Origin of the sequence: Nostoc sp., assembly GCF_036919495.1 — a bacterium.
Classification (GTDB): Bacteria; Cyanobacteriota; Cyanobacteriia; order Cyanobacteriales; family Nostocaceae; genus Nostoc.
In genome coordinates this window covers 1-12,837 of sequence record NZ_JBALBZ010000074.1, presented here as the reverse complement: position 1 = coordinate 12,837, position 12,837 = coordinate 1, and the positions used below count along the sequence as shown (strand labels likewise).

At 45.0% G+C, this 12,837-nt stretch carries 12 protein-coding genes and 1 pseudogene; 9 read left to right on the top strand and 4 right to left on the bottom strand.

Going from position 1 to position 12,837, the window contains the following annotated elements; all coding sequences use genetic code 11:
• Positions 1-263: 263 nt before the first annotated feature.
• A pseudogene (locus V7K25_RS10190) lies at positions 264-452 on the bottom strand (hypothetical protein); the annotation flags it as partial.
• A gap of 287 nt (positions 453-739) precedes the next feature.
• On the opposite strand from V7K25_RS10190, the gene V7K25_RS10185 reads away from it, so the two are divergent.
• From V7K25_RS10185 to V7K25_RS10160, 6 genes are all read left to right on the top strand, one after another.
• A complete protein-coding gene (locus V7K25_RS10185) occupies positions 740-1,495 on the top strand; it encodes a dienelactone hydrolase family protein (protein WP_181927432.1) in 756 nt (251 codons plus the stop codon).
• A gap of 204 nt (positions 1,496-1,699) precedes the next feature.
• Positions 1,700-2,746: a sulfonate ABC transporter substrate-binding protein gene (locus V7K25_RS10180; RefSeq protein WP_335157490.1), complete on the top strand. Its 1,047-nt coding sequence runs from the start codon at positions 1,700-1,702 to the stop codon at positions 2,744-2,746.
• Positions 2,747-2,763: 17 nt separating this feature from the next.
• Complete coding sequence (gene ssuD, locus V7K25_RS10175) at positions 2,764-3,921, top strand: FMNH2-dependent alkanesulfonate monooxygenase (protein WP_335157488.1); 1,158 nt, start codon at positions 2,764-2,766, stop codon at positions 3,919-3,921.
• Between the two features lie 145 nt (positions 3,922-4,066).
• Entirely contained in the window at positions 4,067-5,437 is a 1,371-nt protein-coding gene (locus V7K25_RS10170; protein ID WP_335157486.1) for an LLM class flavin-dependent oxidoreductase, read from the top strand.
• 156 nt (positions 5,438-5,593) lie between these two features.
• Entirely contained in the window at positions 5,594-6,598 is a 1,005-nt protein-coding gene (locus V7K25_RS10165; protein WP_267255907.1) for an aldo/keto reductase, read from the top strand.
• A 7-nt stretch (positions 6,599-6,605) separates the two neighbouring features.
• Positions 6,606-7,334, top strand: a complete 729-nt coding sequence (locus V7K25_RS10160; RefSeq protein WP_335157484.1) for a CatB-related O-acetyltransferase — start codon at positions 6,606-6,608, stop codon at positions 7,332-7,334.
• A gap of 121 nt (positions 7,335-7,455) precedes the next feature.
• Here V7K25_RS10160 and V7K25_RS10155 read toward each other — a convergent pair whose 3' ends face one another.
• From V7K25_RS10155 to V7K25_RS10145, 3 genes are read right to left on the bottom strand one after another with little or no spacing between them, the layout of a single operon-like run.
• A complete protein-coding gene (locus tag V7K25_RS10155; protein WP_335157482.1) occupies positions 7,456-7,830 on the bottom strand; it encodes a 4Fe-4S dicluster domain-containing protein in 375 nt (124 codons plus the stop codon).
• Positions 7,830-9,434 (bottom strand): FAD-binding protein, encoded by a 1,605-nt coding sequence (locus V7K25_RS10150; RefSeq protein ID WP_335157480.1) that lies wholly within the window; start codon positions 9,432-9,434, stop codon positions 7,830-7,832. The genes V7K25_RS10155 and V7K25_RS10150 overlap by 1 nt, the downstream gene beginning before the upstream one ends.
• 21 nt (positions 9,435-9,455) lie before the next feature.
• On the bottom strand, positions 9,456-10,409 hold the full coding sequence (locus tag V7K25_RS10145) for a D-2-hydroxyacid dehydrogenase (protein WP_335058092.1): 954 nt from the start codon (positions 10,407-10,409) through the stop codon (positions 9,456-9,458).
• A 413-nt stretch (positions 10,410-10,822) separates the two neighbouring features.
• On the opposite strand from V7K25_RS10145, the gene V7K25_RS10140 reads away from it, so the two are divergent.
• The 3 genes from V7K25_RS10140 to V7K25_RS10130 form a co-directional block, all read left to right on the top strand.
• Positions 10,823-11,428, top strand: coding sequence for a nitroreductase family protein (locus V7K25_RS10140; RefSeq protein ID WP_335157478.1), 606 nt, complete (start codon positions 10,823-10,825; stop codon positions 11,426-11,428).
• Between the two features lie 81 nt (positions 11,429-11,509).
• Positions 11,510-12,184 (top strand): O-methyltransferase, encoded by a 675-nt coding sequence (locus V7K25_RS10135; protein ID WP_335157476.1) that lies wholly within the window; start codon positions 11,510-11,512, stop codon positions 12,182-12,184.
• A 114-nt stretch (positions 12,185-12,298) separates the two neighbouring features.
• Positions 12,299-12,837, top strand: a 539-nt coding sequence (locus tag V7K25_RS10130; RefSeq protein ID WP_335157474.1) for an LLM class flavin-dependent oxidoreductase, incomplete at its 3' end; no start/stop codon positions are given.

The following is a 12,837-nucleotide window of genomic DNA, read 5'->3' as shown; positions in this document are numbered from 1 at the left end:
AATATCTAAATTTTAACCATTTTTTATATTAAATTGTAGTTGTTAAAATCTAATTAATTTTGATTCTCGCCATAAAAGTAGCGGAAGAACCGAAATTTTCTTGAAATTTGAAAAGTATACACTATTTGAACTACGAGCTTTAGCTGTAGTCCTGGTTAGATTGACGGTGGCGATCGCTATAAACCAATTTACAAGAGAAGGCAGTTCAAGCTTGCCCAAAGATGTATCAAAACTTTAGTTTTAGGTCTAACCGGAAAAATTATTCAGTGTCTGCCAAATTTAGCAATCAATTCCTCCCGTGACAATTGCATGAGCAATGGAGTAAATTCTTCAGGGAGTAATGCTAATACTGGTTCAATAATTGCTTGAAGTTCTTTATCTAATGAACCAAAACGAACTTGTAATAAGTTTTCGACTACAAGACGTTTACCTTCTTGTTTGGCTTTTTCACGGTTTACTCCCTTTAGAAAAGGCGACATCATTATTGTGTGAATAATATCACTTAAAAACCCACAAAGTCAACAGCCTACACCTCATCCCATAGCGCACTGACTAATTCAGCATCGGATTCTTGGCACGGTCTTATATCCATCTACATCTAAATCAAATGACTTGCCTTTACGCATTGTTTGTGAAATACTACTCTTAAACTACGTTAAATCGATATATTTTAAGTAGTATCGTACAAAAATTACCATAAAACATTGCGTCCTGAAAGCAATTACAGGCTAATTCTAAGATGACAAACACAGAAATTCGCACCGCTCAAGTTAAAGTCCCTAACGGAGATTTGCAAATTGATGCTTACTTAGCTGAACCAGTCCAAAAGGGAACCTTCCCAGCTGTGATCGTGATTCAGGAAATTTTTGGGGTTAACATTCACATTCGGGAAGTTGCTGAGAAATTTGCTAAAGACGGGTATGTAGCGATCGCACCGACGTTATTTCAACGCACCGCCCCCGGTTTTGAGGGTGGATACACCCCTGAAGATGTGCAGCAAGGGAGAGGTTATAAGGAGCAAACAACAGCCGATGAAATACTGAGTGATATTAAAGCTGCGATCGCTTACTTAAAAACCTTACCAAATGTGCAAGGAGATGCGATCGGCTCCATTGGTTTCTGCTTTGGTGGTCACGTTGTTTACCTAGCTGCCACTTTACCAGACATTAAAGTTACAGCTTCTTTCTATGGTGGCGGTATTCCTAACTCAACTCCCGGCGGTGGAGAACCAACCATCACCCGCACTTCAGAGATTAAAGGCCCCATCTACGCCTTCTTTGGTCTTGATGATCAGGGAATCCCCTTAGAACATACAGAACAAATTGAGGCTGAACTGAAGAAAAATCAGATTACTCATGCAATCTTCCGCTATTCGGGAGCAGGACATGGCTTTTTCTGCAACCATCGCGCCAGCTACAATGCCGAAGCTGCTGCCGATGCTTGGAAAAACGTTCAAGAATTGTTCCAAAAAAACCTTCAGCTTCAAAAAGTCTAAATCTTTGAGTTACAGCAGTTTTCATGTATTTGAACCACATCTGTCATCAGAGCAGAGCATTGCTGTGCCCCTATGGTCATTTACCTGAAAGTAGCTGTAAAAGCAATACAACGCTAGAGGCGCACACATGTGCGCCTATAGGATTGAAAATCGGCAAGTATTAACCAAATAGTCAAAACCAAATAACAACAAAGTATCACATCCATGATTACCGCCTTAAAACAACCACGAGTTCAGATTTTCCAACGTTTTTCACTATTCCTATTACCTGGATTATTAACAATCTCAACAACCTTAATCAGTTGCTCAGTACAAACCCCAAACTCAGAAAATCAAACCACTGAGTTGAAAACCAAAGTTGTGCGAATGGGATATCAAAGTTCTGGGGATATTTTCAGACTTAAAGGATTGATCGAAAAACGTCTAAAGCCTTTAGGTGTTTCTGTGGAATGGGCGCAATTTGCCGCTGGCCCACAATTGATGGAAGCGATGAATGTTGGTAGGGTTGATATTGGTTCTGTCGGCGAAACTCCCCCAATATTTGCCCAAGCGGCTGGTACATCTTTAGTCTATGTTGCTAGTAATAAACCTAGTACTGGTAAAGGAAGCGGAATTATCGTCCAAAATAATTCACCAATTCGGACTTTAGCCGACCTCAAAGGCAAAAAAGTAGTTTTTCAAAAGGGTTCTGCTTCACATTACTTATTAATAAAAGCTTTAGAAGAGGGTGGTTTGAAATATAGTGATATTCAAGCCATTAGCCTCCCTCCTTCAGAAGCCCGTGATGCTTTTATTCAAGGAAAAATTGATGCCTGGGTAACTTGGGACCCTTATTTAGCTGTAGCACAAAAGAAAGCCAATGCTCGTGTTTTGCGAGATGCTAGTGGCATTTCTACTCAGGGCGGATATTATATGGCTGCGCGAAAGTTTGCCACAGAAAATCCGAAATTAGTGCGATTAGTTCTTGAGGAGATAGATAACACAGGCCAATGGAGTGAAAAAAACCGAGCAGAAGTTGTAAAACTGACTATTCCTCACCTCAAAATTGATGAAGACATTTTAAAAACAATGGTTGAAAGGCGAACTTATGGGTTAAGGCCAATTACCCCAGAAATCATGGAAAATCAACAGAAGATTGCAGATTTGTTTGCCAAAGAAAAAGTGATTCCTAAACCCATCAGTATTAAGGAAGCGATGCTGACTAGCGAACAATATGCAGCCATCACACCAGAAACCATCAGTCAGAAATAGAGACAGGAGATAGGAACATGGAAGTTTTTTGGTATTTGCCGACACAGGGAGATGAGCGTTATTTAGGTACTACAATTGGGAGACGAGCAGCCACTTATCCCTACATGCAGCAAATCGCTCAAGCTGTTGATAAATTGGGCTATGGTGGGATGTTGATTGGTACTGGACAAAAACAAGATACTTGGATTGTCGCGACTTCCTTAATTTCAGTTACAGAACGCTTGCGGTTTCTTGTAGCCTTTCGTCCGGCAATTATGTCGCCTTCTTTGGCAGTGAGAATGGCTGCTACTTTTGATCAGATTTCTAACGGTCGAATTATTCTGAATGTTGTCACTGGCGGCGACACAAAAGAACTTGCAAAAGATGGGATTTTCTTAGATCACGATCAGCGTTATGAACTCACAGATGAGTTTTTGACAATTTGGCGATCGCTCATGCAAGGTGAAGAAGTAACCTATAGTGGTCGCCACTTGCAAGTTCAAGGCGCAAAACTCCAATTTCCTCCCATACAAAAGCCTTATCCCACCTTATATTTTGGTGGTTCTTCAGATGCGGCGCTCCAAGTTGCTGCCAAACACATTGATGTGTATTTAACTTGGGGTGAACCACCAGAGCAAGTTGCCCAAAAGATTGCCAAGGTACGCCAATTAGCAGCCGAACAAGGTAGAATGGTACGTTTTGGAATTCGGATGCACGTTATAGTCCGCGAAACTACGCAGCAAGCTTGGGATGCAGCTAACGAACTGATTCAGTATGTGGATGATGAAACCATAGCAACTGCACATCAGCGGTTTGCTCAATCTGAATCAGAAGGACAACGCCGTATGGCCCAACTGCATAAAGGTAATCGCAAAAACTTAGAAATTAGCCCCAACTTATGGGCAGGTGTTGGCTTAGTGCGTGGAGGTGCTGGGACTGCCTTAGTTGGAGATCCAGACACAGTTGCAGCGCGAATGCTGGAATATGCCGATTTAGGAATTGATACCTTCGTTTTCTCAGGGTATCCTCATCTCGAAGAAGCTTATCGAGTCGCAGAATTACTGTTTCCTCGCTTACCGATGCAAACACCAGCGTTGGCTACGCTCGACGCAGGCATCGCATTACCACAGCAAGTTGCAAGTACATTTAGTGAATTTGTTACCAAAACAGATTTACTCAAACCCCAGCCAGTGTAAGCAATTCAAAATTAAAAAAACTAGCGTGTATAACTCATAACACCTTAGTACAACATTGCATAAATTCGGCAAAACTCTGCGTTCCTCTGCACTTACTTTGCGTGCCTCTGCGTTTAAAAACACTTCTTACCAAACAGAAAAAAGCATGACTATAAAAAAACCTCAACTTAGATTAGGTGCATTTTTGCCCAGCACTGGCCATCACGTAGCATCATGGCGACACCCCGAAGCGGAAGTTGACGCTGGTTTGAACTTTCAGCATTATAAAAGGCTGGCACAAACGGCGGAACGCGGCAAATTTGACATGATCTTTTTTGCAGACGGCGTGGCTGTGCGCGACCGCAATCAAAGCGCCGACCTTTTAAGCCGTAACGGTAAACTCGTCCACTTTGAACCTCTCACCCTGTTGTCGGCTCTGTCTGTAGTAACGGAAAACATTGGTTTGACAGCAACAGTATCCACCACCTACAACGAGCCTTATCACCTCGCCCGCAAGTTTGCATCACTAGATTATCTCAGCGGCGGTCGTGCCGGTTGGAATCTCGTGACTTCCGCTACTGAAGCTGAAGCGCTTAACTTCAATCGGGAAAAGCACATGGAGCATACCCTACGTTATGAGCGTGCCAAAGAGTTTGTCGATGTTGTGACGAAACTTTGGGATAGTTGGGAGGACGATGCCTTCTTACATGATAAGGAGTCGGGTATTTACTTCGATCCAAATAAACTGCACGTTCCCAACCATAAAGGCGAACATTTTTCAGTCCGCGGCCCGTTAAATGTGGCGCGTCCCATCCAGGGTTATCCGGTGATCATTCAAGCTGGGTCTTCTGAGGATGGTAAGGATCTGGCTGCACAAACAGCGGAGGTAATTTTCACTGCCCAGCAGACTTTGGCAGAAGCTCAGGCATTTTATCAAGATGTGAAGGGGAGACTGGCTCAATATGGGCGCTCACCTGACCATCTCAAGATCATGCCTGGTATATTTCCAGTCATCGGCAAAACTGAACAAGAAGCTAAGGATAGATTCGATCAGATTCAAGAGTTGATCGATCCGGTGGTCGGCTTAAATTTGCTTGGTTCAATGATCGGTGGATTTGACCTATCCGCCTATCCGTTGGATGGGCCGTTGCCGGATTTACCAGAAACTAACGGCGGTAAAAGCCGTCAGCAACTTTTGACTGACCTGGCTAAGAGAGAGAATTTAACGATTCGACAACTGTATTTATGGATTGCTGGAGCGCGTGGGCATCGCCAGATTCTAGGCACACCTGAACAAATTGCCGATCAGTTAGAAGATTGGTTTGTCAATGGCGGGGCAGATGGCTTTAATATCATGCCACCTTGGTTGCCCGGAGGATTAGATGAGTTTGTAGACTTGGTAATTCCTGAATTGCAACGTCGCGGTCTGTTCCGTACAGAGTATGAAGCACGAACCCTCCGGGAAAATCTTGGTTTACCTCGTCCAGTAAATCAGTTTAGCAAAACTGCGGCTGTTGCTGAAGCTGCGATCGCCTAACTTCATTAGACATCTCCAAAAAAGATGTAGAGACGTAGCAGTGCTACGTCTCTACAAGGTTTCTAGACAAGGCATATTTAATTTCTGGAGATGTCTCAACTGGCTGTAAAAACGTCACAACATTATTAAGTATCCCAACAAAAGAGAGCAAACAGTATGATCAAATATGTAAATCTTGGCAAAACTGGACTCAAAGTATCGCGTGTCACCCTCGGCACCATGACTTATGGTTCGCGTAAATTGCGCGAATGGGTATTAGAAGAAGAAGAAAGTCGTCCATTTATCAAACTGGCTTTGGAATTGGGGATTAATTTCTTTGATACCGCCGATGTCTATTCCTTGGGTGCTAGTGAAGAAATTGTCGGACGAGCGCTGAAAGACTTTGCTAAACGAGATCAAGTTGTTATTGCTACCAAAGTACATGGTAAAGTCGGCGATGGCCCAAATGATCGAGGGCTATCTCGCAAACATATTTTTGACAGCATTGATGCTTCTTTGCGGCGGCTACAAACTGATTATGTAGACTTGTACCAAATTCACCGTTGGGACTATGAAACACCAATTGAAGAAACCCTAGAAGCACTGCATGATATTGTCAAAGCAGGTAAAGTCCGTTACTTAGGAATTTCTAGTGTTTACGCATGGCAGTTTGCTAAAGCTCTTTATACAGCAGACATTCACGGCTGGACTCGTTTTGTATCAATTCAAAATCACTACAACCTAGTTTATCGGGAAGAAGAACGAGAAGTGATACCGTTAGCCCTAGATCAAGGGATTGGTATTATTCCTTGGAGTCCATTGGCGCGGGGCTTTTTAGCAGGGAATCGTAGCAAGTCAGACCATGGCCAAACACTGCGGGCAAAAACTGACGAATTTGCTCACAATCTCTACTATCAAGATTCAGATTTTAAAGTAGTTGATCGCGTAGTTGAATTAGCCGGAAAACGGGGTGTGAAACCCACACAAATTGCCTTAGCTTGGCTATTGCATCAACCAGGTGTGACATCTCCGATAATTGGCGCTAGTAAGATAGAACATCTTAAAGAGGCTGTGGAGGCAGTGGATTTAGAGCTTTCTGATGAAGAGCGCAAATTTTTAGAAGAACCTTACACACCCCATCCTATACTAGGGCATCAGCACCCATCTGGAAATCGCCCATAGAGTAATCTTGCACCAGGCGGCTGGAAGTCACGGCTACACAGGCTTAACCCGCCTAAGCGGGTTAAAAGCCTTGATTTTACCTTTTATGACTATGCTGGAATACGCGCCTCCTCCGATTTGGCTAAATGCTCACATTCAAGATCCGCGTATCAACGTTGGAGATTATACCTACTTCGATCAGCACATCAGTTTAGCAATATTTACCCCTGACGACCGGATTGAGATCGGAAAGTTTTGTTCTCTGGCTAAAGATATCATCATTTTTGCCGGAGGAAACCACATTATGACAAGAGTAACGACATTTCCTTTCAAGTGGTTATCCGCAGAAGCTGTGCCAGAAGAACGTTACACCGATGCGGCTTCTAAGGGGGCAACGATTATTGGTCATGATGTTTGGATTGGGTATGGGGCAACGATTTTATCAGGGGTGAAAATTGGCAACGGTGCAGTTGTGGGCGCACAGGCTGTTATTGCTTCCGATGTTCCTGCCTATGCAATTGTGGTGGGTAATCCAGCTAAGATAATTCGGTATCGGTTTAAACCTGAAACGGTAGAACGGTTGCTAGAACTATCTTGGTGGGATTGGGAGTCAGCGAAGATTGCGGCTAATTTAGATTTGCTATATACCAACCCGGATGAGTGGCTACCAGAGATCCAGTGGAAAGAGCCACAAGGAGATGTATTGAAATTTATCGGGATGCCACCAGCAGAACTTGATCGCCCCAAGAAGGATTAACCTTCTTAAATTGGAGAAGTGGAGAACGAAGGCTCATACCGAGTTCGGAACAACTTCTTAGAATCCCCTGGCTTTACGAATAAATGAGCGTTCGCATAGCGTGTCGTAAGACAAGCGAAATTTATTCAGCCAGGGGAGTGTCAATCAATCTTGCATTATCCTGCCTTACCCTGTTCAAAATTCTAAGTTGTTGAGTTGGATCTTTGTCAGTCCCTCCCATTTTGCCATGATGCCAACCCATGTTACGGGTGTAACTACCCAGCAAGTTTTGGGTAATTAACTGTTCTGTATCAACCTCATCATCCAGTTCGGCATAAGGCGACACATAAAGCGCGTCAACAGGGCAATACAACTCGCACAAAAAACAAGTCTGACAATCTGATTTACGAGCAATTACAGCTATTCCATCGTCTCCAGAATCAAAGACATCGCGCGGACAAACTTTTACGCAGATATCACAGCCGATACAGCGATCGCTATCAACAATTTCAATCATTACGCTACCTCTTGCAACTGATTTTCTGCGGCGACAACCACAACATCATCGATACCACTAGTAAATATTCTTCTTGTTTGTTGCACGTCAGTTTTTGTAAAATCCGTGCGTCGGTGCATTCCTCTACTTTCTTTACGTGCATCCGCACTCCCCCAAATCCAGCGAGCTGTGGCCGCCATCGCCGCAGCTTCCCGTGCGCGTAGAGCATTGCGACCCTCACCTACTAGATAATCGCTAATATCTGCCCATACTGCATCCAAACGTTGACGTGACAGCGCTATCCTCGCTCCAGAACGAAAGAAATTAACATCAAGGGGCAAGGTTTCAGCCTGAACAGCACTAATTGCTTCCGATATTAGCTCATCCTCTAGCGGCTGTTTACGGGGACGCAAACCTGCTTGACCTAAACCACGAACCAAGCGTGTCCCGGCTTTGTCGCCTAAAGAGGTAGCAAAAAGTGCTGCTGCGCGGCCACTCCAAGTCCCACTAGCGATCGCCCAGGATGCATTCGGGCTTCCCCCTCCTGAAACTGCCCCTGTAAGATTTTCCCGCGAGGCTGCATCACCTGCGGCATAAAGTCCGGGCACTTTTGTCGCGCAATCATTGTTGATGATTTCCAGTCCACCTACGCCGCGAACAGTTCCTTCGGAGCGTAGTGTCACTGGGAAGGGTTGCTGGAATGGATCTAAACCAATTCTCTCAAATGGTAAAAAGCAGTTAGGTTGACCCTGGCGCAACCATTCATGTTCGATAGGGTTGCCGCGATTCATCAGGGCATACACTTTTTCACCCGCAAGTAACTGGCGTGCAATACGTACAGCTCGGTCTTCCCGAGTTTCCGGTAAGGGAGAGCCATCTTCCAAATAAAAACTGGCGAAGGTAAAGATCAATCCCTTGGTGACGGAAGTATGAGCCGGTGACAAGCCATATTGCGAGGAAAATTCCATTCCAGATAACCTGACTCCTGCCTCTGCTGCCATGAGATAACCATCACCAGTATTACCATCGCAACCTAGTGCATGAGACAGAAAAGCGCATCCGCCAGTTGCCAGCACAACCGCACCTGCCCTGACTTCCCAACGATTCCCAGTGCGCGGATGAATACCTGCTGCACCTGCGATCGCACCATCGGCCCAAAGTAGTTCGAGTGCGGGATGATGGTCAAGAATGCTTACACCAGCTGCTCCCGCTCTTTGGCGCATGAAGCGCATATAATCTGGCCCGCGCAAGTTAGCACGGTAGGGATTGCCCTGCTCATCAAAAGGAAAAGGATAGCCGTTATCCCCTAAATCATCTAAACCTATTTGTGCCTGCTCAATCACACGCTGCAACCAACGGCGATCGGCAAGTCCTGATGAGCGAGACAGCCGACGCTCAATTTCTGCATCACGTTCTGCGCCTTTGGGAAGATACCATGCGCCAGTATTGGATGGAGCTGTTGCCCCTGATGTACCGCAATACCCCTTATCCGCTAGGACGACACGGACACCTTGCTTTGCTGCTGAAAGTGCTGCCCAAGTGCCAGCCGGGCCGCCACCCAGAACTAAGACATCAGTGGTAATTACACTCTGTGCTGCCGAGGCTTGAAAAGTTTTTGTATTCATATCATCGCTGTATAAATTTATTTAGTAGCCTGCTTCCTTATTGACTACATTTCGTAAAGGCTTATTGCCTCGGTAACGCTCTAAGTTATCAAGGAACAAGTTTGCAATGCGTCCTTTTAATGCTGGGGAAATTGCGGAAGTATGGGGTGTAATAAAGAGGTTAGGCAACGACCATAGAGGACTTTCTGGCGGTAGTGGTTCAATAGAAACTGTGTCTAATCCTGCACCTGCAATCCAGCCTTCAGTGAGAGCCTTAGTTAATGCTGATTCATCTACAACTGCACCGCGACCGACATTAATTAAATAAGCATGACTGGGTAGCGATCGCAGTACAGCTTCATCAATTAAAGCTTTGGTTTCTGGTGTCAAAGGTGTAGCAACAATTATATAGTCAACTTCTGGCAACAATGCGTGCCATTCATCTGTGCCGACGATTTTATCAAAATTTGGTAGAGGTTCAGGACGACGACGACCGCCCCAAACTCTTGCCCCAAATGGTTTAATACGAGCTGCGATCGCTTGGCCTATGTTTCCAGTACCAAGAATTAATACAGTTGAATTTGCCAACTCTGGCAGCACTAACCAACTTTTGCGCCAAGTACGTTGGTCGTGAGCAGCTTGCAATTGCCGTAACTGTTTGGCGTGATAGAGGATCAAACTTAAGACAAATTCCGAAATCGGAATTGCATGAACCCCCGCGCCATTAGTCAGAGTAATATCGTGTTCGAGAAAAATCGGTGTCAAAATGTGATTGACACCAGCACTAGGAGTCTGTTGCCAACGTATTCCCGGAGCAACCGCCAGCACCTTATGTAGAGTAGTCGGCTTTAATTTGAACCCATTGAGATAAATTTCCGCATCACTAGCATCACCATCAAAATTACCATCACTATCTACCCGCACAAATTTTGTATCAGATGGTAAGTGTGGCTCAATCTCGGCAGTAAGTTCTATTGGTAAAATTAGTTTGACCACGGGTTAATCCTTCACACTAAATAGTCAATGGGCATGGAGAAATGTAAGCAATATATCTAGGACTTACGCAAAATATCTCTCAAACTCTGATTTCTCTGTGTTCTCTGTGCCTCTGTGGTTCGTTATTCCGTAACTCGTGCGTAAGTCCTAATATCAAAGGAAGCGATCGCCACTGAAAATATAGTACTATAAATCGATAAATTTACCGTATTATACAATTAATCAACAAAGTTGTTTCTCTCCTGCAATGCTGGATTGCTCATGCTGGCTCACTATTTGCATCTAAAAATCAATTAAAGCCTAGATTGTTAGCTTTGCTAAGTTTTTTAAAAAAAGGCTAAAAGTTTCCGTTTCTTAATCCTAGTTATCTTCAATTGACAACTTACTGAGTATTGATAAGGAAATTCATTAAAATGACGCAGAAACTTGCCCAAACACAATACCCTGTTCATGACTTGATCCAGAGTCGTTGGAGTCCTAGAGCTTTTGCCGATCGCTCAGTTGAGCAGGATAAACTACTCTCATTGCTAGAAGCGGCTCGTTGGGCACCTTCTTCTTACAATCATCAGCCTTGGAGCTTTATTGTTGCCACCAAAGATGACTCAACAGAATACAATCGTTTACTTAGTACCTTGGTTGAGTTTAATCAAGGATGGGCGAAAAATGCTCCAGTACTGATACTTGCAGTCGCTAAAATCCTTACTGACGAAGGGAAAACAAACAGACACGCATTTCATGATGTCGGACTGGCTTTAGAAAACCTGATCCTTCAGGCAACTTCTCTAGGTTTATTTGCCCATCAAATAGCGGGATTTAATGGAGATACCGCGAGAGAAATATACCAAATTCCAGAAGACTATGAGCCTGCAACTGTGGTGACAGTTGGTTATCCTGGCGATCCCCAAAGCCTCCCTGATGGACTACGCGATCGCGAACAGGCTCCCCGTGTCCGCAAGCCGTTGAAAGAATTCGTCTTTACTGGACAGTGGGGACATACCTCAGCCTTGTTAAAAGACTAAAGATCGAGGCTGAAGTATGTAGATACGTTCGACATACTCCAAAGCAGAACGCGAAGGAAATTTACAAAAAAGAATTACTATATGACCCAAGAAAATTGGGCTGCGGTCGATCGCTATATCACCGACTTGTTTGTTCAGCCCGACCTCGCCCTGGATACAGCACTGCAAACTGCTGCCGATGCAGGGCTACCACCGCACAATGTGTCACCCAATCAGGGCAAACTGCTGTTGCTATTAGCGCAAATCCAGAAGGCGCACACCATCCTAGAGATTGGTACACTGGGCGGTTACAGCACGATTTGGCTAGCGCGATCGCTACCTGCTGACGGTCGCTTGATCTCGCTGGAGGCTAACCCAAAGCACGCTGAAATCGCCCGTACTAACATTGCACATGCTGGTCTGTCCAACCTCGTAGATATACGCCTCGGACGGGCGCTGGATATATTGCCACAGATCGCCACCGAAGGACACGATCCATTTGACCTAATCTTTATTGATGCTGACAAGCCAAACAATCCCGATTACTTGGCTTGGGCGCTGAAGCTTTCCCGTCGTGGTAGCTTGATTATTGCTGATAATGTTGTCCGTAATGGGGCGGTGGTCGATGCTGCTAGTAATGATAGTAGTGTGCAGGGGATACGCCGCTTTAACGAGCTACTGGCAGCAGAACCGCGTGTGAGTGCTACAGAGATCCAAACCGTCGGTAGTAAAGGTTACGACGGCTTTGCGATCGCGATCGTGACTAGCGACTCTTGAGTTGCAAAAGCGATCGCCTGTTACATCGGCTGTCTTTCCCATATTTAAAGACTTGTATTCACTAATAACCTATTCCAGATGAGCAGTTCGAAGCAATTGAAACTGGGTGCATTCATGCGCCCGATCAGCATACATACTGGCGCTTGGCGCTATCCTGGGGCTTTGCCTGATGCTAATTTCAACTTCCCGGCGCTGAAACAATTTATTCAAAAACTAGAACAAGGCAAATTTGACGCATTCTTCATGGCCGATCACTTAACGGTACTGAATATGCCAGTCAACGCGCTCAAACGCAGCCATACTGTCACTTCTTTCGAGCCTTTTACCCTACTTTCTGCCCTTGCCAGCGTCACCGAACACATTGGGCTGGTAGCCACCGCTTCCACGACTTATGACCAGCCTTACCACATCGCTCGCCGCTTTGCGTCTCTCGATCATATCAGTGGCGGTCGCGCTGGCTGGAATATCGTCACCACAGCCAATCCAGACGCAGCGCTCAACTTTGGTTTAGAAGAAGAGGTAGAGCATGATGAACGTTATCGGCGGGCTAGAGAATTTTATGATGTTGTCACGGGTCTTTGGGATTCCTTTGCTGACGATGCGTTTATTCGGGACGTGGAAGCAGGGATTTATTTCGACCCTGCAAAGCTTCA